The sequence below is a fragment of the Streptomyces sp. NPDC045998 genome (assembly GCF_056430285.1).
In genome coordinates, this window is sequence record NZ_JBWKLJ010000010.1 from 57,895 (window position 1) to 81,686 (window position 23,792).

Below are 23,792 nucleotides of genomic sequence, written 5' to 3' on the forward strand. Positions count from 1 at the left end.
CCGTCACGACCGCTTGCCGCCGCCGCTCGCCGGCTTCCCACCGCTCCGGCTCTCGCCGCCGGTGTCGCCGCCGGTGGCCGTACCCTCGCCGCCGCTCGCCGCGCCCTTGGCGGGCTTCGCCGCAGGCCCGGTATCGGCTCCGGACCCGGACCCGGACCCGGCCGCAGCCCCGGCTCCAGACCCGGATTCGGTCTGCGGCTGCCCCGCCTTCCGCTCGTCGTCGCCCGTCGTCGGCCGGTCCCCGTCCTCCCCGGCCTCCTGGGTCTTGCCGGGGCGCGTCGCCTCCGGCGTACCCACCGTCGGTGTGGGCGACGCGCCCGACCGCCCGGGCTTCTGCTCCGTGAGCGGCGGCGCGGGCACCTCGCGCGGGGCCGTCGGCACCGACGAGGGCCGGGGCACCGAGCCGCCACGGCCGCCGTCCCCGTCGCCGTCGCCGAACGGCGCGCGGATCGCGCCCGTCTGCGCGGCCACCGCGACCCCGCCCAGCAGCACCGTCGCCGCCAGGCCCATGGCCGCCGCCCGCAGCGAACGGCGGCGCCGCACCTCGGTGCGGCCCGGCCGCCAGTCGTCACGCCGCCGGGCCCCGCGGACGCCGTGGGCGTGTGCGTGTGCGTGGCCACCCGCGGCACGCGCGGCACGGAAGGCCGCAAGCGCCTGCTCCTCGCGGACCGGATCGACGGCGTCGTCGCCTCTCATGGCGGCCGCCCACAGCGCTGCCGCCGCCTCCGGCGGCTCGTCCGGTTCCCGTCTCATCGCCTTGCTCCGCCCTGCGCCAGTCGCCCGGCGAGTCTCCGCAGTCCTCGGTACGCGGCGGTGCGCACCGCTCCCGGCCGTTTGCCCAGGACCCGCGCGGTCGCGGGCCCGTCGAGCCCCACGACGACCCGCAGCAGGACCGCTTCGGCCTGGTCGCGCGGCAAGCCGCGGATCAGCGCGAGCGCCTGCTCGGTCGACAGGGTCTCCAGCGCCGAGGCGGCCGTGTCCTGGCCGCCCGGCATGTCCAGTACGTCCTGCTCGATCAGCGTCGTGCGAGGGCTGCGCCGCTGCTTGCGCAGGTGGTCGAGCGCCCGGTGACGGGCGATCGTCGCGGTCCAGCCCCGGAAACCGGCGCCGTCGCCACGGAACCGCCCGAGGTCGCGGGCGATCTCCAGCCACGCCTCGGCGGCCACGTCCTCGGCGTCGTCGCCGACGAGCCCGCGCACGTAACCGAGCAGTCCCGGGTGGACCAGCCGGTACGCCCGGGCGAAGGCGTCCTCGTCGCCGCGCTGGGCGCGCTCGACGGCAGCACCGAGCTCCGCGTCGTACGCGTCGTACGCCCCCACACTTCCCTCTTCGTGCCGACCGTTCCCCCTCCTAGCTCTGCGTGCGCGCGCCCGGAAGTGTCACAGCGGCCACCTTCCGGCCCGCCCGGCGGCCGTGCAGCATCAGGTAGAACCGCTGCACGGACTCCTCCGGCCCGGCCTCGAACCGGTTCACCACCTTGCCGAGCGGGTTCCAGACCCGACCGTCGGGCATGCGGATGCCGAGGGGCTGCCCGAAGTACGCGCGCTGGTGCGCGTCGAAGTCGACCCACCGCGCCCCGGCCCGGCGCACGATGACCTCGCCGGTGTACGCCCCGAGCCCCCGCAGCACCGCCTCGACCCGCTCCCGCTCCGGCCGGTCCCGCCGCAGCCCGTCCACCATGAAGTCGACGAGCCGCAGGCTGGCGACGCTGTAGTCGAGCGGCAGCTGCCGGTTGCGCGCGGTCAGCCGCGCGACGAAACCCGCCACGTGGGCGCGGATGTCCTGGGCGCCGGGCAGTGTGCTGAAGTCTCCCTGCATGTGAGACCAAGCGACGGCGGGGGCGGAAGCGTCACACGGGCAGCACGCACCACCGCCGCCCACCCGGCGGGTGGACGGCGGTGGGCGACGGGCCGGACGTCAGCGCGTGGTCGCGTACGAGACGAAGGAGGACCAGGCGCCGGGCGTCAGGGCGAGCTGGGGGCCGGAGGGGACCTTGGAGTCGCGGACGTGGATGGTGGAGGGGCAGGCGGCGACCTCGACGCAGCTGTCGCCGTTACCGCCGCTGTAGCTGGACTTGTGCCAGGAGAGGGCGACCTCGACGCAGTCGTCGCCGTCACCGCCGCTGTAGCTGCTCTTGAACCAGACGAGTTCGTTGGTGCTCATAGCGCTCCTCGCAGTCGCGTCAACAGGCCCCTGGAATCCTCAGGGGTGAGGGCCTGCGACCGCAGTTTCCCATAGCGCATCTGCAGCACGCTGATTTCTTTCGGGTCGGCGATGAACTGCCCGGTTCGCTGCCCTTCGCAGTACGCCAGCCACTGGTGCTCAGGCGTCTCTGCAAGCCTTATCGGCCCATCCAACCCCACGTGATGCCCCCGCGCCAGCGGCAGCACCTGCAGGTCCACGTTCCGAAGCTCCGTCACCTCCAGCACATGGTCCAGCAGCTCCCGCGTCACCTCCGCCCCGCCCACCTCGTGGCGGAAGAGGTGCTCCTCGATGATGAAGCTGTACGCCGTGTTCGGCCGGTCCCGCAGCAGGGCCTGGCGCTCCAGCCGGGCCGCGAGCTGCGCCTCGATCTGCTCGTCGCTCAGCGGCGGCAGCTGCCCGCGGAACAGCACCCGCGCGTACGCCTCCGTCTGCAACAGCCCCGGCACGACCCTCGGTTCGTACGTGTCCAGGCTCAGCGCCGACGCCTCCAGCAGCGCCCACTTGCGGAACCAGACCGCGAGGCCCGGCTTCCGGGTGAGGTGCCGGTACGCCTTGCGCAGCGCGCCGAAGGCTTCGAGGACCTCCTCGGCCTTGTCCACGAACTGCCGGGTCGGGAAGCGTCTGCCCTGCTCGACGGAGGCCAGGTAGTGCGCCGAGTAGCCCAGGAGGGGCGCCAGCGACTCCTGGGTGTGGCCCCTGTTCTCGCGGAAGGCCTGGAGTACGGCGCCGAAGGTCTTGAGACTCTCGGACGGTTCGGGTTCGGTGGTGCTCTCTGTCATCCGGTGACCCCCGGGTCGTTCGCGCGGTGTCCACCCCCGTGGCGAGTCACCCATGTTCACAGACCGTGACGTACCCCGTCCACTCTTCGCGCCCGTACAGTCACGGACTGTACGGGTCAGTCGTCGCCCCGTACGGGCTCGGCCCACGCCGCGTACCCCAGCACCGGCTGCTCCCCTTCGGCGAGGTCCACGCGCACCCTCAGCCCGTAGTGGATGCGGTAGGCGAGTCCCTCCACGTCGACGAGGCCGCATTCCGTGCCGCCGTCGTGCGGCTCGCGGAAGCCGGTGGACTCGGCCACGTCCCAGCCGGCTTCGCGGGCGCGGTACACCCACTCCTGGTACGCCTCTTCGTTCCCGCCCGTGTCGGGGTCGGTGTCGCCGACCCGGACGACGATCTCCACGGGGTCCAGTCGCCGCCGCCGCGCCATGCGCGTCGCACCTCCCGCCGTACAGGGCCTGTCCCACCTGTACGACGGGTCCCCCGCATCAGCGGGCCTACGCGGTGCCGCCCTCGGGCAGCTCCTCCGCCGTGAAGCCCTCCTCCGGGAAGTCCTCGGGGAACTCCTCCTCCGAGAACTCCTCGTCCTGCATCATGGCGCCGAGGAGGCCGCTCATCGCCTCGTCGACGTTGAGCTCGGTGGCTCCGGCGGGAGCCGTCGGCTTCTCGCCCGAGCTCATCTTGACCACCAGGCCGAACTTCTTGACCTTGGCGTTCTCCGCGAGCTTGGCGAGGTCGACGTACACCTCGGTCAGCTCGCCGTTCTTGAGCGTGAAGTCGGCCGAGGCCTTCTCGTTGGGAAGTTCCTTGAGCTCCTTGTCCGTCGGCAGCTCCTGCATGCCCGGCGGCAGGTCCTTCTCGAACTTGCGGACCTGGTTGACCAGGTCGGTCACCAGCGTGCGGAAGGGCGCCACGGCGGTGATGTGCTCGGTGCCGTCCTTGTCGCCGGAGGACTTGAAGTCCACGTCGCGGGCGAAGACGCCGCGCAGGGCCTCCAGGAGCTTCTCCTCCGTCTTGGCGTCGAGGGAGGGCTGCGGGGAGGGCTTGCCGGCCGTGTCCGGGTTCAGCTCGGACTGCGCCTCCTTCATCTCCTTGGCGCTGATCTTCACCCACTTGCCTTCGAGCACGTGCTTGAGCGCCTCCGGAGCGTCCGGGGGCAGCTCGTCGACGGTCGGCATGGGCGCGCCGAAGGCCTTGGAGAGGGCCTTCGTGTCGCTGCGGACGTAGGCGTAGTCGCCGACGAGCCGGTACTCGACGAGGTCGCCGTCCGGGTTGCTGACCTTCATGGCCATGCCGACGAGGTCCTTCTCGTCGGCGGACTCGGCCAGCGGCTTCTTCGACTCCACGGTGAAGGAGACCTTCGCGCCGCTGAACAGCTTCGCCGCCTCGTCGGGCAGCGGCTCCTCACCGGGCTCGGGGTCGGAGGACTCGTCCAGCGCCTTCAGGGTGGCGACGTCGGCGTCCAGGTCGAGTTCGAAGGAGAGCGACTTCTCCTTGCCGAGCTTCTCGAAGGCCTTGTCGAGCTTCTGTCCGGCGGAGAGCTGCTCCACCGTGCCGCAGGCGGTGACGCCCGCCAGCACGGCGGTGGCCACGGCCGTGACGGTCAGGGACTTGCGTATGACTGAAATGATGAACTCCTCGTCAGTGCGATCACCCTGTGATCACCCAGAAGACTCACCATGCGGCCAAAGAGTTGCCCCGTTCAACCGATTTCTACGCGGTCCGCGCGCGGCGGGAGACGACCGCACGCAGCACCCGCTGCCCCTCGGCCGACATGTCCCGGGCGAGGCGCAGCCCGCCCGGACCACCGGCCGCGATCGTCTCCAACACCCGGGCTTGCCGCCGCAGTTCGCCGCTGACCAGGGGTCCCGCACCGTCGGTCTCGCCCGCGCGGTAGCGCTCCGGCGCGCCGGTGGAGGCGGGTTCCAGGTCCTGGTGGAGGGCGAGCGCCGTGCGGGAGCAGGCGTCGGCCCACGCGTGGAGCGGTGTCCGCGACCACTCCGAGGGCGCGTCGTCGAGCATCGTCCGTACGAGCGCTCCGGTCGCGTCCGTGGGGGCGCCGCCCTCCGCCACGGCCTGCCGGGCCTCGGCGAGCCGGCGGTCCCAGCCGTCCTCACCGCGCGCGACGGCGGCCCACAGGGAGCGGAGGACCTCGGCGGAGGGCGCCGGGGCGAGGAGGGGGAGGCAGCGGTCGAGGCAGGCCAGCGCGGACCCGGCGAGCGCGCGCTCGTCGGCGCGCGCCATCAGCTCCACCAGGGAGGGGGTCGTGCTCGTGTTCGTGCTCGGGTGAGTACTCATGGGGGTCGTCTCCCGTCGCGGTCGCGGTACTCCCCTTACTGCGCCGCCCGTCCGGAAATCGTCACTCGCGGTGTACGCGAAAGATCGTTTCCGCAACCGCACCCATACGGCTACACGGCGGCCGGCGCGAGCACGGGTCCGTACTGCGCCTTCGCGTCCTGCATCGCCGTCAGGCGGCGTACGACGACGATGGCGAGGACCGCCGCCACGGCGTCCGTGACCTCGGAGACGGCCAGCGCCTCGCACGCGGTCACGAACTCCGAGGCCCGGTCGGCGTCGTCGTACGCCCTGGTCGCGAGGGCGTCGACGAACCCCGAGAACAGCCACACCAGCCACCACCCCATGACAATGGTGGGCCGCTCGCCCTTCCCGTACGCGGCGTACGGGTCGCGACGGCTCGCCCGCCAGGTCTGGCGGGCGATCTTGCAGGGAATGACGACGTGGGCGATGGGGATGAACCAGGCACCGATCGCCCAGCCGGGGCCGCTGCCGAACATGTCCGGCGCGAACGCACCGGCGTTCACCCGCACCCGGTGGAACCAGAGGATGAAGACCACGGCGGTGGCGAGGAAGGACAGCGACTCCAGCACACCCGCCCCGCTCATCAGGACGTCGGCCCCCACGCCCTCCACGGTGGCGCGCGGTTGCCCGGCGGCCACCTGCCCCTGCATCAGGCGGCGCACTTCGAGATCGGCGTACAGGGCGTAGCAGTCGACGGCGATCACCACGCCGAGCAGTGCGACGACGGCCCGGCTCAGGCCGATGGGCGAACGAAGGACGGACACGCGGACCCCCGGGGTACGGAACGCGCGCCCCCGATCCGGGGGCGCACCGCACCTTAAGCGTCCGTCAGCCCAGCCTGCCCGCCAGGGTCCTGAAAGCCTCCCAGGTCAGCGGGGGTTTGTCGGGGTCCCAGAGCTTCTGGGCGGTCGCGCGCAGCGGCATGCGGATGCCGGCCGCCACCTGGTCGGCGGTCTGCGCGTTCGCGAGGTCGCACCAGACGGCGAAGCTGCCGCCGAGGATCTGGCCGGCGTAGCGCGCCGGGACGGGGGTGGTGCCGCGGACGACGAGCGGGGTCCACTCCTGGTAGATGCGGCTGCCGGTGGGGTACGTGAACTGGTTCGGCTCGCCGAGGACGTAATAGAGGTACTCGTCGTTGTAGTTGATCAGCCGGCGGCCCTCCTGGAGGTACTCGACCGGCGGGCGTGCGCCGATCTCCTTGCCCGTCCAGTAGGCGACGTCGACGTCCTTGGCGGGCGTCACCGTGCCGCCGGGGAAGAAGCCGTCGTTCCAGGCACGCATCCGCTTGCCGGTGGGCCGCACCACCGCCGCCCGGTCGTTGAGCCAGCCGGTGGCGAGGTCCCGCACGCGCGCGTTCGCGCCGTACTTGCGGCGGGCCTCGGCGGCGAGGCCCGGGTAGGACGCCTCGGGGTTCCGCGCCATCAGCGCCACGTACTCGTCGGCGCCGAGGTGCCAGTACGCGCCCGGGAACAGCCCCGCGTACTCGCGCAGCAGCTCGTCGACGATGCGGGCGGCGGCCGGGTTGGCGATGTCGACCGCGCCGCGCGGCGTCGAGCCCTGCGCGCTGCGCAGTTGGAGCGAGGGGTGGGCGGCGATGACCGCGCCGAGGTGGCCGGGCGAGTCGATCTCGGGCACGACCTCGATGTGCAGGCTCCGGGCGAGCGAAACGATACGCCGCACCTCGGCCTTGGTGAGGTGCTCGCGGGCGACCACCTCGGGGTGCGAGGACGACTCGATGCGGAACGCCTGGTCGTCGGAGAAGTGCAGGCCCAGCTGGTTCAGCTTGAGGTCCGCCATCTCGCGCAGCCGCGCCTCGATCCACGCGGCGCTGAAGTGCTTGCGGGCGATGTCGACCATGAGGCCGCGCTGCGGCTTGCCGGGCCGGTCGCGGATGACGCCCTCCGGCACGGACCCGCCGGAACGCAGCGCCTGCTTCAGGGTCCGCGTGCCGTAGAAGACACCCGCCTCGTCGGGCCCGCTGATCCGTACGCGGTCGTCGCGCGCGGTGAGCGTGTACGACTCGGCGCCGCCGCTCTGCCCGGAACGCAGCGCCAGCTCGACGTCCCCGGCGCGGGCCGCCACCTCGCCCCGGTACTCCACCTTGAGCTCGCCGGCGAGGAGCCGCGCCTCGTCGGCGAGGACGCCGCTGCCGCGCGCGACGACGACCGCGCTCCCGGCCCGGGGCTTCCAGCCGGGGCCGCGCGCGGGCTCGTGGTCGCGTACGGCGGGGATGGTGCGGGGCTCGGAGGAGAGCGGGTAGCTCCGCGTGGGGGTGGGTGAGGGCGACGGGGTCCTCGACTTCGGGGGTGTCGGGGTCCCGGGCTGCGCCCGGGTGGCCCCGGTGGTGCTGGCGGCCCCGCCGTCGCCGTCCGCGCACCCCCCGAGGGCGAGCGCCACGACGACCACCCCGACCAGCCCCGCCCCCCAGCGCGGCACCCGCCCGTCACGGCGCGCGCCACGCCCGAGGGCCGTACCTGGAGTACGGGAACCACCGGAAGGACCAGAGCCACCCGAGCCACCGCGACCACCGGGACCACCGGAACCGCCGGAACCGCCGGAGCCACCGGTAGTTCCGGAACCGCCGGAGCCACCGCGACCACCGGGACCACCAAAGCCACCGCGACCACCGGAGCCACCGCGACCACCAAGGCCACCGCGACCACCGGAGCCACCGGAGCCACCGGGAGTACCGGAACCGCCGGAGCCACCGCGACCGCCCGAACCGCCCGGGTGGCCGCCCGAACCGCCCGGGTCGCCGCCCGCGCCGCCCCGGTCCCCGCCCGACACGCGTCGGGAGCCGGCCGAGCTGCCGGGCGGCGCACCGTGCGCCGGGCCGGCTGCCGCGCCGCGGCGGGACGCGCCCGCGACGGCGGGCGGGGCGCCGGGCGGACGCCGGGTCCCGCCCCTGCCGGCGGGGGCCGTCAGGTCAGCGGCCGCGCCGCCGCCGGAAGCGTCCGTCGAGGGCCACGTCAGGTGCCGAGTCACGCCGCTCACGCGACCATCTCCTGTCGCATTCGTCCAGCATCTCCACGGAAACTCTCCCGTCCGGGTGAAGTTCTTGCATCTCTCGGACACCTCCCGCTCACCCTGTGTAACGTTGTGACCACCCCTCACACCTGCCCCGTTCGAGGAGCCCACGATGGCCGCCGAATCCACCGCAGGCACCCCGAAACGGCCGCTCGCCATACCCGGCGCACGCCCCGCGGCCGACGGGCTCGCCCGGTTCAACGCCGCCCCGCGCCGGGACGCCGAGGCCGCGCTGCTCGCCTGCTGCGGCAGCCCCCGCTGGGGGCGGCGGGTCGCGGCGCACCGGCCGTACCCCACGCTCGACGCGCTGCTCGCCGCCGCGGACGAGGCTGGGTACGACCTGTCGGCCGCCGACCTGGTCGAGGCGCTCGCCGACGAGGCCCCGCCCGTGCTGCCGCCCGGCACGCCCGCGGCCGCGCACACCGCCCTGGAGGCCGCCCACGCCGCGTACGAGCAGCGTTTCGGGCACGCCTTCGTGATCTGCCTGGACGGCTACCGCCCCGAGGAGCACGTCGACCAGGTGCTGGCCGGAATCCGCTGCCGGCTGGGCCACGCGCCCGACGAGGAGCGCGCCGTCGCCGCCGACGAGCTGCGCCGTCTGGCTCGCGCCAGATTGTCCCGCCTTGTGGCGGATTGTGGGCGCCCGGGTAGCCCGTACGTGCTCGTTTGATTGCCTGTTTGATCACACTGGCGGACCCCGCGCGAGCGAACCGACAAAGCGTCGCTACGATGACCGGGGCCGGTGGACCGTACCCGGCCGGGCCAGACCGACAGAGAAGCCGGCCGGCCCCAATCCCGCTCCCGGAGGGTTTTTCCGTGCCGGCTGGAACGCTGTACCGCGGCCGGGAAGGCATGTGGTCGTGGGTGGCTCATCGAGTCACCGGCGTCCTCATCTTCTTCTTCCTGTTCGTACACGTACTGGACACCGCTCTCGTCCGCGTCTCGCCCGAGGCCTACGACGATGTCGTCGCCACGTACAAGACGCCGCTCGTCGCGCTGCTGGAGTACGGCCTCGTCGCGGCCATCCTCTTCCACGCGCTCAATGGTCTCCGCGTCATCGCCGTGGACTTCTGGTCCAAGGGCACCCGCTACCAGAAGCACATGCTCTGGACCGTGATGGTCGTCTGGGTGGTGCTGATGGCGGGCGCCATCTACCCCGTCCTCGGCCACGCCGCACGTGAACTGTTCGGGAGCTGACGCCAGAGATGTCCACTGATCTGACCAAGTCCGCGGTCGGTCCCGTCGAGGGCGTGAGCCTCTACGACGTCGACCACCCCGCCCCGCTCATCGAGCCGCCGCGCAAGCGCACCACGAAGACGCCGAAGTCGACGCGCGGCAACTTCGAGATGGCCGCGTGGCTCTTCATGCGCCTGTCCGGCGTGGTCCTCGTCGTCCTCGTCATCGGCCACCTGCTGATCCAGCTGGTGCTGGACGGCGGCGTCTCCAAGATCGGCTTCGCCTTCGTGGCCGGCCGCTGGGCGTCCCCGTTCTGGCAGGTCTGGGACCTGCTGATGCTGTGGCTGGCGATGCTGCACGGCGCCAACGGCCTGCGTACCGTGATCAACGACTACGCCGAGCGCCCGAACACGCGCCTGTGGCTCAAGGGCCTGCTGTACACCGCCACGGTGTTCACCATCCTTCTGGGCACGCTGGTGATCTTCACCTTCGACCCGAACATCCGCTAGGCACGGGGCTGAGGAAATCCGCATGAAGATCCACAAGTACGACACCGTCATCGTCGGCGCCGGCGGCGCGGGCATGCGCGCCGCCATCGAGGCGACGAAGCGCAGCCGTACCGCCGTGCTGACGAAGCTCTACCCGACCCGCTCCCACACGGGCGCCGCGCAGGGCGGCATGGCCGCCGCGCTGGCGAACGTGGAGGAGGACAACTGGGAGTGGCACACCTTCGACACGGTCAAGGGCGGTGACTACCTGGTCGACCAGGACGCCGCCGAGATCCTGGCGAAGGAGGCCATCGACGCCGTCCTCGACCTGGAGAAGATGGGCCTGCCGTTCAACCGCACCCCGGACGGCACCATCGACCAGCGCCGCTTCGGCGGCCACTCCCGCAACCACGGCGAGGCCCCGGTCCGCCGGTCCTGCTACGCCGCGGACCGCACCGGCCACATGATCCTCCAGACGCTGTACCAGAACTGCGTCAAGGAGGGCGTGGAGTTCTTCAACGAGTTCTACGTCCTGGACCAGCTGATCACCGAGGTCGACGGCGTCAAGAAGTCCGCCGGTGTGGTCGCCTACGAGCTGGCCACCGGCGAGATCCACGTCTTCCAGGCGAAGGCCGTGATCTACGCGTCCGGCGGCACCGGCAAGTTCTTCAAGGTGACGTCCAACGCGCACACCCTGACCGGTGACGGCCAGGCCGCCTGCTACCGCCGTGGCATCCCGCTGGAGGACATGGAGTTCTTCCAGTTCCACCCGACGGGCATCTGGCGCATGGGCATCCTGCTCACGGAGGGCGCCCGCGGTGAGGGCGGCATCCTGCGCAACAAGGACGGCGAGCGCTTCATGGAGAAGTACGCGCCCGTCATGAAGGACCTGGCGTCGCGTGACGTCGTGTCCCGGTCCATCTACACGGAGATCCGCGAGGGCCGCGGCTGCGGCCCCGAGGGCGACCACGTCTACCTGGACCTGACGCACCTGCCGCCGGAGCAGCTGGACGCCAAGCTCCCGGACATCACCGAGTTCGCGCGTACGTACCTCGGCATCGAGCCGTACACGGACCCGATCCCGATCCAGCCCACCGCGCACTACGCCATGGGCGGCATCCCGACCAACGTGATGGGTGAGGTCCTCAGCGACAACACCACCGTCGTGCCGGGCCTGTACGCGGCCGGCGAGGTCGCGTGCGTGTCGGTGCACGGCGCCAACCGCCTGGGCACCAACTCGCTGCTCGACATCAACGTCTTCGGCAAGCGGGCGGGCATCGCCGCCGCCGAGTACTCGGCGAAGGCCGACTACGTCGAGCTGCCGGACGACCCCGCCTCCTTCGTCCAGGAGCAGGTCGAGCGGCTGCGCAACTCCACCGGCACCGAGCGGGTCTCCGTACTCCGCAAGGAGCTCCAGGAGACGATGGACGCCAACGTGATGGTGTTCCGCACCGAGCAGACGATCAAGACCGCGGTCGAGAAGATCGCGGAGCTGCGCGAGCGGTACCGGAACGTGGCGATCCAGGACAAGGGCAAGCGGTACAACACCGACCTGCTGGAGGCCATCGAGCTGGGCAACCTGCTCGACCTGGCCGAGGTCATGGCCGTGTCCGCCCTGGCCCGCAAGGAGTCGCGCGGCGGTCACTACCGCGAGGACTACCCGAACCGCGACGACGTCAACTTCATGCGCCACACCATGGCGTACCGCGAGGTCGGCGACGACGGCACCGAGACCGTCCGCCTCGACTACAAGCCGGTCGTCCAGACCCGCTACCAGCCGATGGAGCGTAAGTACTGATGGCTACCCCCGTCATGGACAAGGACGAGGCGGTGGCCAAGTCGGCCGCCTCGCCGTACATCACGGTCACTTTCCGGATCCGCCGCTTCAACCCGGAGATCTCCGACGAGGCGCAGTGGCAGGACTTCCAGATCGAGATCGACCCGAAGGAGCGCGTGCTCGACGGTCTCCACAAGATCAAGTGGGACGTCGACGGCTCGCTCACCTTCCGGCGCTCCTGCGCGCACGGCATCTGCGGCTCCGACGCGATGCGGATCAACGGCAAGAACAGGCTCGCCTGCAAGACGCTGATCAAGGACATCAACCCGGAGAAGCCCATCACGATCGAGGCCATCAAGGGCCTGACGGTCCTCAAGGACCTGGTCGTGGACATGGAGCCGTTCTTCCAGGCGTACCGCGACGTGATGCCGTTCCTGGTCACCAAGGGCAACGAGCCGACGCGTGAGCGGATCCAGTCCGCCGAGGACCGCGAGCGGTTCGACGACACGACCAAGTGCATCCTGTGCGCCGCGTGCACGTCGTCCTGCCCGGTGTTCTGGAACGACGGCCAGTACTTCGGTCCGGCCGCGATCGTCAACGCGCACCGCTTCATCTTCGACTCGCGTGACGAGGCCGGGGAGCAGCGGCTGGAGATCCTCAACGACAAGGACGGCGTGTGGCGCTGCCGCACCACGTTCAACTGCACGGAGGCCTGCCCGCGCGGTATCGAGATCACCAAGGCGATCCAGGAAGTCAAGCGCGCGCTGATCACGCGTCGCTTCTGACCCTCCGCCACGCCTGACGCACCGTCAGAGGGCCCGTTTCTGTACGCTCTTCCGTACAGGAACGGGCCTTCGTGGTTGTCAGGAACGGGGACAGATGAGCGAGCCGAATCCGTACGCGGGCGGGGAGTACAGGGACGGGGAGTACACGTGGGGCCCGGCGCATCCCCCGGGGGCACCCGGGTACGGATACCCCGGCGCTCCGGGGTACGGCTACCCGCAGCACCCGTACCCGCCGGTCCCGGTCGGCGGCGCGGGGGCGCCCCTGCTGTCCATCGGTGACATCACCGTCCTGCCGGACTCGATCGTGACGCCCGCCGGGACCATGCCGCTCAAGGGCGCGGTGTGGAACGCCACCGACATGTCGCGCACCGAGGAGAAGATCCCGACGCACGCGGTCGTGCTGGCGGTCGTCTTCGCCGTGTTCTGCCTGCTGGGGCTGCTGTTCCTGCTGATGAAGGAGAAGCAGACGGTCGGCTTCATCCAGGTCACGGTCAGCAGCGGCGGGCGGTACCACTCCACGATGATCCCGGCGACGGGCCCCGAGACGTTCCCCTTCGTGATGGGCCAGCTCAACTACGCGCGCTCGCTCAGCGTCTAGAGGGTGTCTTCGTCCGTTCCGGTGGTTTGGCCGAACTGCGCGTAGACCGATTAGGTGCCTCGGGCATGTAGTGGAGATCGGTACGGAGCACGACCGCTCCGTCGCCGATACACCTTGTGAGGCCACCATGACGGAAACCGTCTCGTTCCCTCAGGACCGCACCTGCCCCTACCACCCGCCCACCGCCTACGCACCGCTGCGCGAGGCGCGGCCGCTGTCCCGGGTCACGCTCTACGACGGCCGCTCGGTGTGGGTCGTCACCGGACACGCGGCCGCGCGCACGCTGCTGACCGACCAGCGCCTGTCGACCGACACCACGCACAAGGCGTTCCCCCTCCCCTCGGAGCGCTTCGCCGCCGTACGCGACCAGCGCCGCGCCGCACTGCTGGGGTACGACGACCCGGAGCACAACGCCCAGCGGCGCATGCTCATCCCCGGCTTCACGCTCCGGCGGACGGCGGAGCTGCGGCCGCGCATCCAGGCGACCGTGGACGAGCTGCTCGACGCGATGGTCGAGCAGGGGCCGCCGGCCGAGCTGGTGTCGGCGTTCGCGCTGCCGGTGCCGTCCATCGTCATATGCGACCTGCTCGGTGTGCCGTACGCCGACCACGACTTCTTCGAGGCGCAGTCGCGCCGGCTGCTGCGGGGCCCGACGGCCGAGGACACCACGGAGGCCCGCGATCTGCTGGAGGGCTACCTCGGCGAGCTGGTTGACCGCAAACGCGCCAATCCCGGGGACGGCGTCATCGACGACCTCGTGGCGCAGCAGCTCGCGGCGGGGCACCTCGACCGGCAGCAGGTCGTGGACCTGGCCGTGATCCTGCTCGTCGCCGGTCACGAGACCACGGCGAACATGATCTCGCTGGGTACGTACACCCTGCTCCGGCACCCGGAGCAGCTGGCCGAGCTGAAGGCCGACCCGGGGCTGATGCCGGCGGCCGTGGAGGAGCTGCTGCGGTTCCTGTCGATCGCGGACGGGATGCTGCGGGTGGCCACGGAGGACATCGATGTCGACGGGGTGACCATCCGGGCGAACGACGGTGTCGTCTTCTCCACGTCGGTCATCAACCGCGACACGGCCGCGTACGCCGACCCCGACACGCTGGACTGGCACCGCTCGGCCCGCCATCACGTCGCCTTCGGCTTCGGCATCCACCAGTGCCTGGGGCAGAACCTGGCGCGCGCGGAGATGGAGATCGCGCTCACCTCCCTCTTCGACCGGCTGCCGGGGCTGCGGCTGGCGGCACCGGCGGAGGAGATCCCGTTCAAGCCGGGCGACACGATCCAGGGGATGCTGGAACTCCCCGTGACCTGGTGAGTTGATGTCCGGTATGCGAATCTCCATCGACAAGGACGTCTGCATCGGAGCGGGCCAGTGCGCGCTGACGGTGCCCCGCGTCTTCACCCAGGACGACGACGGCTTCGGCGAGCTGATGCCGGGCGCCGAGGACGGCGCCGGCGAACCCCTGGTCCGCGAAGCGGCCCGCGCCTGCCCGGTGCAGGCGATCACCGTCGCGGACTAGTCCGCCCGCGCTCGTCCGCGCTCGTCCGTGCTCACCGGCCCGTCGGCCGGGGCCCGCCCCCAGCGGCCCCGGCCGGCGGGCCGGACGGCCGTGCCCCGCGGTTGTGGTGTCGGTGCGCCGGGCTATCCTTCCCGGACCGCTCACCGACCGTAGGGATGACCAGAGTTGTCCGGCCTCTCCGCCTTTCCGCTGCCCTTCCAAGCCTCGCGTTCCATAGCCTTCGCGACACCCCGCACGCTGCGGGAGCTGCAGATGATGGAGTGCAGCGCCCACATCCGGGCGAAGCCGGGGTGGTTCGACAAGATGCACGACGCCGGCATCGTCGCGCGGTGGACGCGGGAGGCGGTCGCCCAGGGGCTCACCGAAGCTCAGGTCCGGTACGTGCTCGCGGAACTCGGGCACTACGCCGCGCTGCGGGACGGGCGGACCGGCATCGAGGTGTCCGCCGTCGACGGGGTGTGGCAGTCGGACACGCTGGTCGACGACGAGCTCACGTCCCGGCTGCGCGAGGCGGTCCGGGTCCTGGAAGAGGTGCCCGAGTCGGAACGCGACTGGCATCCGGGTTCGGACGGGCAGGTGCTGGACCTGGTGCACCCCTCGCTGTTCTGCCTGGTGCGGGAGGTGAGCGGGGGGCCCGAGTGGGCCTGGAAGAACCCGACGGACCACTACTCGAAGCACGAGTTCTCGGAGAGGTTCCAGTGGCTGCCCACGGACGTCGACGTCAGTGACGAGGGCGACGTCGCCTTCCGTTCGTACGTCAACAACGTCCACCCCGAGGCCCATCACGCACTCGCCGCCGTCCTGCCGGACGTCTTCGCGCGCATGCTGCCGCTGTGGGAGAACGTGCTCACCGATCTGCGCCGTCCGCGGCCCTTGCGGATCGAGGCCGATCCTTACGGGTGGTACGACTCGGAACCGGAGTTTCCGGACCCGTCTTCCCACAGTGACGCCGCGGCCCGTGCCGAAGCCGTACGCGCGTGGGAAAAGGCCCAGGACGACTGGTGGGAGAACCGTCGCCCGGTCGTCCCGGACGCGCCGGACTTCACCCCGCCCGAGCCGCCCGGCGAAGCCGACCGGGTCGACCTGCGCGGCCGCCGCCTCCAGGTCATCGTCAAGCTCGCCACCATCCACCTCACCCCGGAGAAGCCCGAGTACGCGGGCGGCTCCTGGCACGTCGAGGGGATGCTGAACGAGCGGATCGTCTCGACCGGCATCTACTACTGGGACAGCGAGAACATCACCGAGAGCCGGCTGAGTTTCCGCGCGGCGCTCGACGACCCGTACTACGAACAGAACGACGACGCGGGGGTGCGCGAGGTCTACGGCCTGGAGAACGAGGACGCGCTCAACCAGGTGCTGGGGTCGGCGGCGACGCCGGCGGGCCGCTGCCTGGCGTTCCCGAACATCCTGCAGCACCGCGTCGGCTCGTTCCGCCTCGCGGACCCCACCCGCCCGGGGCACCGCAAGATCCTCGCGTTCTTCCTGGTCGACCCCTCGACGACGATCGCCTCGACCTCCGACGTCCCGCCGCAGCAACCGTGGTCCGCCACCTCCACGATGACGCTCGAGCAGGCGAAGGCGTACCGCGAAGAGCTCATGCGGGAGCGCAAGTTCTTCGTGGCCGAGCACAACGACCAGGTCTACGAGCGGGAATTCTCCCTCTGCGAGCACTGATCCCGTGAGGCCGGAGCGGTCCCGTCCTCCCCGGGGCGGGGCCGCTCGGCGAGCAGCATGATCCGGCGCAGCATGTCGTTGAGGCTTCCCCGTTCGCTCTCGCTGAGCACGCCGAGCAGCCGGTACTCCTCGTGGCCCACCGCGTCCATCGCGCCCCGCCAGGTCGCCCGGCCTTCGGCGGTGAGCTCGGCGATGACGCGTCGGCGGTCGACGACGGACGGGGTTCGCCGCACGAGGCCCCGGCGTTCCAGGGTGTCCAGGCGGCCGGTGACGGAGGCGGGCGCGAGGTCCAGGTCGGCGGCGAGCTCCGAGGGCGCGGCGCTGCCGCCACGGCCGGCGAGCTTGTGGAGGGTGTCGAACTCGTGGCGCTCCAGGCCGAAGTCGACGAGCGACTGCTCGCGCACGCGGCGCAGGTGGACGGAGAGCTTCGCCATCCGTGTGACGGCCCCCTCGATGTCCGGGTCCAGACCGGGGAGGACGGGCAGCCACCGCGCCACGTGCTCGTCGGTCCAGTCACGGCCGGGGGCGAGGCCGGGGCCGGGGTCCGGGACGTCATCGCGGTTCGTCGGCTCCATGCGGTGATCGTACGACGCGGCATGTATTTCGGTGGCGAATTATTCGGCACCGAAGTACTTTCCCGATCATGCCACCCTCTCCACCGCCACCTCATCCCCTGCGCACGCGCCCCTTTCAACTCCTGTTCGCCGGACGGGCCCTGTCCCTCACGGGTGACGCCGTCATCCCGGCCGCGCTCGCCATCGCCGTCCACCAGGCGACCGGCTCGACCTCCGCGCTCGCGCTCGTGCTCGCCTGCGCGATGCTGCCCAAGCTGCTCCTGCTGCCGCTGGGCGGCGTGGTGGGCGACCGGTTCGACGTGCGTACCGTCGCGCTCGCCACCGACCTCGTACGCTGCGCCACCCAGCTCCTCGCCGGCGTCCAGCTCCTCGGCGGCCAGCCGAGCCTATGGGTCGTCGCCACCGCCCAAGCGGTGGGCGGTGCGGCCGGGGCGTTCGCGCTGCCGACGATCTCGCCGCTGATCACGGGGACCGTCGCACCGGACGGCCTGGGCCGCGCCAACGCCGCCATGGGCGCGGCGGAGAGCGCCGCCCGGCTGGGCGGGCCCGCCCTCGCCGGGCTGCTCGTCGTGACCGCCGGGCCCGGCTGGGCGTTCGTCCTGGACGCCGCGACCTTCGCGGCCGGTGCCGCGCTGCTCGCCGCCGTACGCGTCACCCGCACACCGGTGGAGCGGCGGCCCTTCCTCACCGATCTACGGGAGGGGTGGCGGGAGGTCCGGTGCCGCGACTGGTACTGGAGCAGCCTGATCGCGCACGCCGCCTGGAACGGCGCCGCCGCCGTGCTGACGACCCTGGGCCCGGCCGTCGCGCTGACCCGGCTGGGCGGCGCCGGCACCTGGGTGGCGTTCCTCCAGGCCGGCGCGGTCGGCCTGCTCGTGGGCTCCCTGCTGGCGGGGCGCGCCCGCCCCCGCCGCCCGGTCCTGATGGCGAACCTCGGCCTCGCCACGTACGCCGTCCCCCTGGTGGCGCTGGCCGTGGCCGCACCCGCTCCGCTGACCATCGCCGCGTACGGCGTCGCACAGATGGGGCTCGGCTTCCTGACGCCGATATGGGAGACCACCGTCCAGCGGGCTGTACCGCCGCACGCGCTGGCCCGCGTCACGTCGTACGACTGGCTGCTCTCGCTCGCCGCCATGCCGCTCGGGTACGCGCTCGCGCCGCCCGCCGCCGCGCTGTGGGGGCCCGGAGTGCCGCTCGTCGCCGCGGCGTTGATCGTGGCGGCCCTGTGCGCCGGCACGGCTCTGGTGCCGGGGGTGCGGCGCGTGACGAGGGTCACCGACCCCCGCGTTGAACGCGTTCAAACAGAGGTCTAGAGTCAGTCCTGCCAGCTTTTGAACGCGTTCAAGGGAGGGTGGGGCATGGACCTCACTGTCGTCGCGTATGTCGTCTACCTGCTGATCAGCGTCGCGCTCACCATCTGGGTGGCGCGCACCCTCAGCCGAAACGGGCGGATCTTCCTCGCTGATGTGCTGAAGGGCGACGAGAAGCTCGCCGAGGCCGTCAACCACCTGCTGGTGGTCGGCTTCTACCTGGTCAACTTCGGCTTCGTCGCCCTCTACCTCGGCCAGGACGAGGCCGTCACCGACGCCCGGCACCTGTTCGAGGCGCTCTCGGTCAAGCTCGGGGTCGTGCTGCTCGTGCTCGGCGTGATGCACCTGGGCAATGTGTACGTGCTCAACAAGATCCGCCGGCGCGGGACCATGGAGCGCCAGACGGTGCCGCCGGTGCCGCCGCAGGGCTGGACCGCGCCGACTGCGCGCTGGTGAGCCGGCCGTGGCGACCGACCGGGTGGCACCGCCCACCCCCGTGAAGCGGCTGACCGTGCTGTACGACGCGCAGTGCCCGCTCTGCGTCCACCTGCGGCACTGGCTGCTGCGCCAGCCGCAGCTCGTCCCGCTGGACCTGGTGCCCGCCGCCTCCGAGGAGGCGCGGCGCCGGTTCCCGGGGCTGGACCACCGGTCGACCCTGAACGAGATCACCGTCGTCGGGGACGCCGGGCAGGTCTACCGCTCCACCGCCGCGTTCATCGTCTGCCTCTGGGCGCTGGCGGAGCACCGGCCGAAGGCCCACTGGCTCGCCACCCCGGCCGGCCTGCCGTTCGCCCGGGCCACCGTCCTCGCCGCCGCCAAGTGGCGTGCGTCGACGGCCGGGAGCGGCTGCGAGGGCGGGCGGTGCGGGGTGCCGGGGACGCCCGGTTAGGCTCGGTCACCGTGATGGACGAGAAGGACGAGAAGCGCAAGAAGGACGGGACCGACGTGACGGCCGAGGCCAGCGCACCGGAAGCCAGGGGCGCGAAGGCGGGCCAGGCGGCCAAGGCGCCGAAGGCGCCGAAGGCGAAGGCTCCGCGCAGTGAGCAGACGCGCACCCTCATCCTCGAGACCGCGCTCCGGCTCTTCCAGGAGCGCGGTTACGACAAGACGACGATGCGGGCCATCGCCCAGGAGGCGGGCGTCTCCGTCGGCAACGCGTACTACTACTTCTCGTCCAAGGAGCACCTCGTCCAGGGCTTCTACGACCGGCTGGCCGCCGAGCACGAAGTGGCGGTCCAGCCGGTCCTCGCGGGCGACCGGGAGCTGGCCGTCCGCATCCGCGACTCCCTGCTGACCTGGCTGGACGTCGCGGAGCAGTACCACCGCTTCGCCGCCCAGTTCTTCAAGAACGCCGCCGACCCCGAGAGCCCCCTCAGCCCCTTCTCCCCCGAGTCGGTCGCCGCGCGCGAGGCCGTGATCTCCATCCACCGGCGGGTGCTCTCCGGCTCCGACACCAAGACCGCGCCCGAGCTGGAGGAGTTCCTCCCCCACCTGATGTGGCTGATGCACATGGGCCTGGTGCTGTACTGGGTGTACGACCGCTCGGACCGCGCCGAGCGCAGCCGCCGCCTCGTCGAGCGCACCGCGCCCATCGCCGCCCGCGCCATCGCGCTCTCGCGCTTCCGGCTGCTGCGGCCCCTGGTGCGTCAGGCGCACGAGGTGCTGGAGGAGTTCCTGCCGGGCGGTGTCACGCCTGCTTCGAAGCCAGCTCCACCAGCGTGATGTCCGAGGGTGCGCCGACCCGGACCGGCGGCCCCCAGGCCCCGGCGCCGCGCGACACGTACAGCTGCGTGTCGCCGTACTGTTCGAGCCCGGCGAGGGTGGGGTTGGCGAGGTCCGCGAGGACGTTGCCGGGCCAGAGCTGACCGCCGTGCGTGTGGCCGGACAGCTGGAGGTCGACCCCGTGCCGTACGGCGTCGTGGATGACGACCGGCTGGTGCGCCAGCAGCACGGCGGCGCGGGCCCGGTCGCGGTCGCCGAGGGCCCGTACGAAGTCGGGGCCGTCGCCGTAGTTCTCGCCGGCCACGTCGTTGACCCCGGCCAGGTCGAAGCCCGCGATCTCGACGCGCTCGTTGCGCAGCGGGCGCAGCCCGAGCTCGCGGACGTGGTCGACCCACTCCTCGGCGCCGGAGAAGTACTCGTGGTTGCCCGTCACGAAGAAGGAGCCGTCGCGGGCGCGGAGCCGCGCCAGCGGCTCGGCGGCGGGGCCGAGGTTCTCCACGCTGCCGTCGACGAGGTCGCCGACGACGGCGACGAGGTCGGGCTGGGTGGCGTTGATGGCGTCGACGATCCGCTGGGTGTGGGCGCGTCCCAGGATGGGCCCGAGGTGGATGTCGCTCACCACCGCGATCCGGTACCCGTGCGCGCTCCGCCCCAGCTTGGCGAGCGGGACCGTCACCCGCTTGACGCGCGGCCCGCGCAGCACGCCGTAGGCGCCGTATCCGACGGTGCCCAGCGCGACGCCGGCCGCCGTGCCGCCGACGACACGCGAGACGAAGAGCCGGCGGGAGAGGGCCGCGGAGGGCCCGGGGCCTCCCGCTCCGGACGCGGCAGGCGCGGCGGGCGCGAGGGCTTCGGCGGGCGCCGGCGGTGCTTCGGGCGCGGGTGCCGCGACTCCGGCGGCCGCCGGGGCTCCGGCGGAGTCCGTCGGCCGGGCACCCCCGGCACCGCCCGCGGCCAGAGCGGCTCCGGCGGCCATGGCGGTCCCGCAGACCCGGGGCAGAGCCGCTCCCGCCGCCTCCGCCGGCGCGGGCTCCGGCCGGACCGGGGGCTCGGCGGCCGCGGCACCCCGCCGCTCCAGCCACCGCCGCAGCAGCGGCCGCACCGCCTCGCCCACCACCAGCGCCAGCACCACGTACAGCAGCAGCGCGAGCCACAGGAAGCCCGGCCAGGCCAGCACGCGCTGGAGCCAGAACGGCGCGCCGGCCCGGCCCGCCGTCAGGGCTCCGAGCGACAGCAGCGGCAGCACCACCAAGGCGACCGTGCCCGCACGCCGCGCCAGGCTCCCTGGCCGCGTCACGTCGCGCACCAGGCGCCGCCATACGTACCAGTGCACCGCGCCCAGCAGAGAGAGCACCACGACGATCGACACCACGACGAGCAGCACGGACACGGCCCCCACCCCCTAGGCGCGGCGTGAGCCGCGACGCAGTGCGCGGACGCCGCGCAACCCGATGACCCCGACCACCGTCCCCAGAACAAAGGACGTCACGGCGAGCAGCAGATGAACCCAGAAGTACGCCGTCGGGTCGCCCGCGTCGTCGAAGGCGAGTCCGCTCGCGTCCTTCCACAGGTTCTTGATGAAAGTGATCCAGATGACCCAGCTCCACACCCCGAACGCGAGCAGGAACCAGGAGGCGGAGCGGCTGAGCTTCATGGAGCCAGTATCGCCACCCCCGAAGGCGTGCCGTGCGCCGGGGCGGGTGTGGGTGGTGGCGCCAACCGCGAACGTGCCCTGTACGTTCTCGATCGTGTCAGCTCTGAAAAAGACCGCGTTGACGGTCACCGCCGCCGCGCTGCTCCCCGCCCTCACGGCTGTCCCCGCGTCGGCGGACACCAAGGAGGACAAGCAGCCCAAGCCGCCCGCGATCATGTCGACGGTCGGCGGCAAGGCGCTCGGCCGTCCGGGCACCCAGGTCAACCTGGCGCCCGGCGTACCGGTCCTCCCCAAGGAGGTCACGGGGCGCTCCTGGGTCGTCGCGGACGCGGAGAGCGGCGACGTGCTGGCCGCGCACAACGCGCACTGGCGGCTGCCCCCCGCCTCGACGCTCAAGATGCTCTTCGCGGACACGCTGCTCCCCAAGCTCGACAAGACGAAGTCGCACCTGGTGACGCAGCAGGACCTGGCGAAGGTGGGCGAGGGCTCCAGCCTGGTGGGGGTCAAGGAGAAGCAGACGTACACCGTCCACGACCTGTGGCTCGGCGTCTTCCTGCGCTCCGGCAACGACGCCGTCCACGTCCTGTCCGAGATGAACGGCGGCATCGCCCAGACCGTCAAGGACATGAACGCCCGCGCCGACGAGCTCCAGGCGCTCGACACCCACGTCGTCTCACCGGACGGTTACGACGCCGAGGGCCAGGTCTCGTCCGCGTACGACCTCACCCTCATCGCGCGCAGCGGCATGCAGAAGAAGGACTTCAGGGAGTACTGCTCGACACCGCGCGCGCAGTTCCCCGGGGAGCTGAAGCCCGGGGACAAGAAGCGCGGGACGTTCGAGATCCAGAACACCAACCGGCTGCTCACCGGTGACCTCGGCATCCTGCCGTACAAGGGCATCGCGGGCGTGAAGAACGGCAGTACGACGCACGCCGGCGCGACCTTCACCGGGGTGGCCGAACGCAACGGCAAGGTGCTGCTGGTGACGGTCATGAACCCGTCCGCGAAGGAGAGCCACGCCGTCTACAAGGAGGCGGCGCGGCTGCTGGACTGGGGTTTCGCGGCGGCCGGGAAGGTCCGGCCGGTCGGTGAGCTGGTGCCGCCGAAGTCGGCGCGTACGGGCAGCTCGGACACGCGGCAGATCGAGACGGGCAACGGTGAGGCGGCGACGAAGGCCCCGGTCACCGCGTCGCAGACCGGCGGCGGTGGCGCCGGGACGGCGCTGGCGGTGGCCGGCGGGGCGCTGGTGCTGCTGGCGGGCGCGGTGTTCCTGGTCAACCGCCGCTGGCCGCTTCCGGAGCTCGTACGCCGTCGTCGTCCGCCTCACTCAGGGAGCCGGTAGCCGTCCAGGCGGCGCAGTACAGCAGCAGCTTGGCGGTGAAGTTGATCCACAGCAGCAGCGCGACCGGCACGCCGAAGGCGCCGTACATCGACTTCGCCGCCACGCCGCTCATGTAGCCGCCGAGCAGCAGCTTCAGCGCCTCGAAGCCGACCGCGCCGATCAGCCCCGCGACGACGAGGCGGCGGCGCGGGGGCTCCACGCCGGGCAGCAGGGTCAGGACGTAGAGCAGGATCAGGAAGTCGGCGAGGACGGCGACCGCGAGGGCGCCGGCCTGGAGGAGGACGCCGCCGGCGCCGCTCTCGGGGATGCCGAGCCGCTCGGCGGTCCAGCCGACGGCGGTGGAACCGAAGGCGGAGGCGGCGAGCGAGGCGAGGCCGGTCGCGCCGAGGCCGACGAGGATGACGGCGTCCTTGCCCTTGCGGACGAAGGGGTTGCCCTCGTCGCAGTCGTCGACGCGCCACACCGCGCGCAGGCAGTCGCGCATGGCACCGACCCAGTTGATGCCGGTGAACAGCAGCACGGCGCCGGCGACCAGCCCGACGGTACCGGCGTTCGAGATGAGGGCGTTCAGGTCGAGCTGGTCGGAGATGCCGGGGACCTGCTCGGCGAGCCTGCCCTCCAGGCGGCGCACCTGCTCGTCGCTGAGGAGCGCCGCGCCGACGGTGGCGGAGACGGCGATCAGCGGGAAGAGGGCGACGAAGCTGACGAAGGTGATCGCGGCGGCGAGGCGCGTCCAGTGGACGCGGTCGAGGGTCTCGTACGAACGCCACGCGTGCGTCCGCATGAGACGCGCGGCCCACGGGCCGATGAGGGGAAGTTTGGTCAGCCAGTCCATGGGGT

28 protein-coding genes are annotated in these 23,792 nt (G+C 71.9%); 14 read left to right on the top strand and 14 right to left on the bottom strand.

The features are described from left to right. Window positions 1-3 precede the first annotated feature (3 nt). From AC07FJ_RS27015 to AC07FJ_RS27060, 10 genes are all read right to left on the bottom strand, one after another. Window positions 4-753, bottom strand: coding sequence for a hypothetical protein (locus AC07FJ_RS27015; protein WP_479051894.1), 750 nt, complete (start codon window positions 751-753; stop codon window positions 4-6). Next, a complete protein-coding gene (locus AC07FJ_RS27020; RefSeq protein ID WP_361420937.1) occupies window positions 750-1,319 on the bottom strand; it encodes an RNA polymerase sigma factor in 570 nt (189 codons plus the stop codon). The genes AC07FJ_RS27015 and AC07FJ_RS27020 overlap by 4 nt, the downstream gene beginning before the upstream one ends. A gap of 31 nt (window positions 1,320-1,350) precedes the next feature. Next, the gene (locus AC07FJ_RS27025; RefSeq protein ID WP_479051895.1) at window positions 1,351-1,818 is read right to left on the bottom strand and encodes a hypothetical protein; all 468 of its coding nucleotides are present in this window, start codon (window positions 1,816-1,818) and stop codon (window positions 1,351-1,353) included. Between the two features lie 99 nt (window positions 1,819-1,917). Further along, window positions 1,918-2,163, bottom strand: coding sequence for a DUF397 domain-containing protein (locus AC07FJ_RS27030; protein ID WP_479051896.1), 246 nt, complete (start codon window positions 2,161-2,163; stop codon window positions 1,918-1,920). After that, on the bottom strand, window positions 2,160-2,984 hold the full coding sequence (locus AC07FJ_RS27035; RefSeq protein WP_479051897.1) for a helix-turn-helix domain-containing protein: 825 nt from the start codon (window positions 2,982-2,984) through the stop codon (window positions 2,160-2,162). Before AC07FJ_RS27035 ends, AC07FJ_RS27030 begins: the two co-directional genes overlap by 4 nt. Before the next feature lie 116 nt (window positions 2,985-3,100). Further along, a complete protein-coding gene (locus AC07FJ_RS27040) occupies window positions 3,101-3,412 on the bottom strand; it encodes a hypothetical protein (RefSeq protein WP_479051899.1) in 312 nt (103 codons plus the stop codon). A gap of 67 nt (window positions 3,413-3,479) precedes the next feature. After that, the gene (locus AC07FJ_RS27045; RefSeq protein ID WP_479051900.1) at window positions 3,480-4,574 is read right to left on the bottom strand and encodes a hypothetical protein; all 1,095 of its coding nucleotides are present in this window, start codon (window positions 4,572-4,574) and stop codon (window positions 3,480-3,482) included. A 121-nt stretch (window positions 4,575-4,695) separates the two neighbouring features. Further along, a complete protein-coding gene (locus tag AC07FJ_RS27050) occupies window positions 4,696-5,280 on the bottom strand; it encodes a hypothetical protein (protein ID WP_479051901.1) in 585 nt (194 codons plus the stop codon). 110 nt (window positions 5,281-5,390) lie between these two features. Beyond that, entirely contained in the window at window positions 5,391-6,065 is a 675-nt protein-coding gene (locus AC07FJ_RS27055) for a DUF4328 domain-containing protein (RefSeq protein ID WP_479051902.1), read from the bottom strand. Between the two features lie 64 nt (window positions 6,066-6,129). After that, a complete protein-coding gene (locus AC07FJ_RS27060) occupies window positions 6,130-7,737 on the bottom strand; it encodes a beta-N-acetylhexosaminidase (RefSeq protein ID WP_479051904.1) in 1,608 nt (535 codons plus the stop codon). Window positions 7,738-8,440: 703 nt separating this feature from the next. Between AC07FJ_RS27060 and AC07FJ_RS27065 the strand changes: the two genes are divergently transcribed. From AC07FJ_RS27065 to AC07FJ_RS27105, 9 genes are all read left to right on the top strand, one after another. Next, complete coding sequence (locus AC07FJ_RS27065) at window positions 8,441-8,998, top strand: 2-oxo-4-hydroxy-4-carboxy-5-ureidoimidazoline decarboxylase (protein WP_479051905.1); 558 nt, start codon at window positions 8,441-8,443, stop codon at window positions 8,996-8,998. 146 nt (window positions 8,999-9,144) lie between these two features. After that, complete coding sequence (sdhC, locus tag AC07FJ_RS27070) at window positions 9,145-9,525, top strand: succinate dehydrogenase, cytochrome b556 subunit (protein ID WP_361420963.1); 381 nt, start codon at window positions 9,145-9,147, stop codon at window positions 9,523-9,525. A gap of 8 nt (window positions 9,526-9,533) precedes the next feature. Further along, window positions 9,534-10,013 carry a succinate dehydrogenase hydrophobic membrane anchor subunit gene (locus AC07FJ_RS27075; RefSeq protein WP_361420966.1) on the top strand — a complete coding sequence of 160 codons (480 nt, stop codon included), beginning with the start codon at window positions 9,534-9,536 and terminating at the stop codon, window positions 10,011-10,013. A gap of 22 nt (window positions 10,014-10,035) precedes the next feature. Beyond that, window positions 10,036-11,790, top strand: coding sequence for a succinate dehydrogenase flavoprotein subunit (sdhA, locus tag AC07FJ_RS27080; RefSeq protein ID WP_361420969.1), 1,755 nt, complete (start codon window positions 10,036-10,038; stop codon window positions 11,788-11,790). Further along, window positions 11,790-12,554 carry a succinate dehydrogenase iron-sulfur subunit gene (locus AC07FJ_RS27085; protein ID WP_361420972.1) on the top strand — a complete coding sequence of 255 codons (765 nt, stop codon included), beginning with the start codon at window positions 11,790-11,792 and terminating at the stop codon, window positions 12,552-12,554. The genes sdhA and AC07FJ_RS27085 overlap by 1 nt, the downstream gene beginning before the upstream one ends. Window positions 12,555-12,648: 94 nt before the next feature. Continuing rightward, window positions 12,649-13,152, top strand: coding sequence for a hypothetical protein (locus AC07FJ_RS27090; RefSeq protein ID WP_479051908.1), 504 nt, complete (start codon window positions 12,649-12,651; stop codon window positions 13,150-13,152). Window positions 13,153-13,279: 127 nt separating this feature from the next. Beyond that, window positions 13,280-14,470, top strand: a complete 1,191-nt coding sequence (locus tag AC07FJ_RS27095; protein WP_479051909.1) for a cytochrome P450 — start codon at window positions 13,280-13,282, stop codon at window positions 14,468-14,470. A gap of 13 nt (window positions 14,471-14,483) precedes the next feature. Further along, window positions 14,484-14,675, top strand: a complete 192-nt coding sequence (locus AC07FJ_RS27100; RefSeq protein WP_479052129.1) for a ferredoxin — start codon at window positions 14,484-14,486, stop codon at window positions 14,673-14,675. A 165-nt stretch (window positions 14,676-14,840) separates the two neighbouring features. Then, window positions 14,841-16,349, top strand: a complete 1,509-nt coding sequence (locus AC07FJ_RS27105; RefSeq protein ID WP_479051911.1) for a DUF4246 domain-containing protein — start codon at window positions 14,841-14,843, stop codon at window positions 16,347-16,349. On the opposite strand, the gene AC07FJ_RS27110 is transcribed toward AC07FJ_RS27105, so the two are convergent. Then, window positions 16,316-16,924: a MarR family winged helix-turn-helix transcriptional regulator gene (locus AC07FJ_RS27110; RefSeq protein WP_479051912.1), complete on the bottom strand. Its 609-nt coding sequence runs from the start codon at window positions 16,922-16,924 to the stop codon at window positions 16,316-16,318. The two genes, AC07FJ_RS27105 and AC07FJ_RS27110, sit on opposite strands and share 34 nt — an antisense overlap. A 68-nt stretch (window positions 16,925-16,992) precedes the next feature. Here AC07FJ_RS27110 and AC07FJ_RS27115 point away from each other — a divergent pair, with 68 nt between their 5' ends. The 4 genes from AC07FJ_RS27115 to AC07FJ_RS27130 are packed head-to-tail and all read left to right on the top strand — an operon-like array spanning window position 16,993 to window position 19,956. Further along, window positions 16,993-18,237 (top strand): MFS transporter, encoded by a 1,245-nt coding sequence (locus AC07FJ_RS27115; protein WP_479051913.1) that lies wholly within the window; start codon window positions 16,993-16,995, stop codon window positions 18,235-18,237. 45 nt (window positions 18,238-18,282) lie between these two features. Beyond that, window positions 18,283-18,690 carry a hypothetical protein gene (locus AC07FJ_RS27120; RefSeq protein ID WP_479051915.1) on the top strand — a complete coding sequence of 136 codons (408 nt, stop codon included), beginning with the start codon at window positions 18,283-18,285 and terminating at the stop codon, window positions 18,688-18,690. A 7-nt stretch (window positions 18,691-18,697) separates the two neighbouring features. Continuing rightward, window positions 18,698-19,123 carry a thiol-disulfide oxidoreductase DCC family protein gene (locus AC07FJ_RS27125; RefSeq protein ID WP_479051916.1) on the top strand — a complete coding sequence of 142 codons (426 nt, stop codon included), beginning with the start codon at window positions 18,698-18,700 and terminating at the stop codon, window positions 19,121-19,123. 14 nt (window positions 19,124-19,137) lie between these two features. Next, the gene (locus AC07FJ_RS27130; RefSeq protein WP_479052130.1) at window positions 19,138-19,956 is read left to right on the top strand and encodes a TetR/AcrR family transcriptional regulator; all 819 of its coding nucleotides are present in this window, start codon (window positions 19,138-19,140) and stop codon (window positions 19,954-19,956) included. Here AC07FJ_RS27130 and AC07FJ_RS27135 read toward each other — a convergent pair. Continuing rightward, a complete protein-coding gene (locus AC07FJ_RS27135) occupies window positions 19,922-21,340 on the bottom strand; it encodes a metallophosphoesterase (protein ID WP_479052131.1) in 1,419 nt (472 codons plus the stop codon). The two genes, AC07FJ_RS27130 and AC07FJ_RS27135, sit on opposite strands and share 35 nt — an antisense overlap. A gap of 18 nt (window positions 21,341-21,358) precedes the next feature. Next, entirely contained in the window at window positions 21,359-21,610 is a 252-nt protein-coding gene (locus AC07FJ_RS27140; protein WP_355363835.1) for an SCO4848 family membrane protein, read from the bottom strand. Window positions 21,611-21,704: 94 nt separating this feature from the next. On the opposite strand from AC07FJ_RS27140, the gene AC07FJ_RS27145 reads away from it, so the two are divergent. Further along, window positions 21,705-22,952, top strand: coding sequence for a D-alanyl-D-alanine carboxypeptidase family protein (locus AC07FJ_RS27145; protein WP_479051918.1), 1,248 nt, complete (start codon window positions 21,705-21,707; stop codon window positions 22,950-22,952). Here AC07FJ_RS27145 and AC07FJ_RS27150 read toward each other — a convergent pair. Next, on the bottom strand, window positions 22,885-23,787 hold the full coding sequence (locus AC07FJ_RS27150) for a YihY/virulence factor BrkB family protein (RefSeq protein WP_479051919.1): 903 nt from the start codon (window positions 23,785-23,787) through the stop codon (window positions 22,885-22,887). The genes AC07FJ_RS27145 and AC07FJ_RS27150 overlap by 68 nt on opposite strands. Window positions 23,788-23,792: the final 5 nt, after the last annotated feature.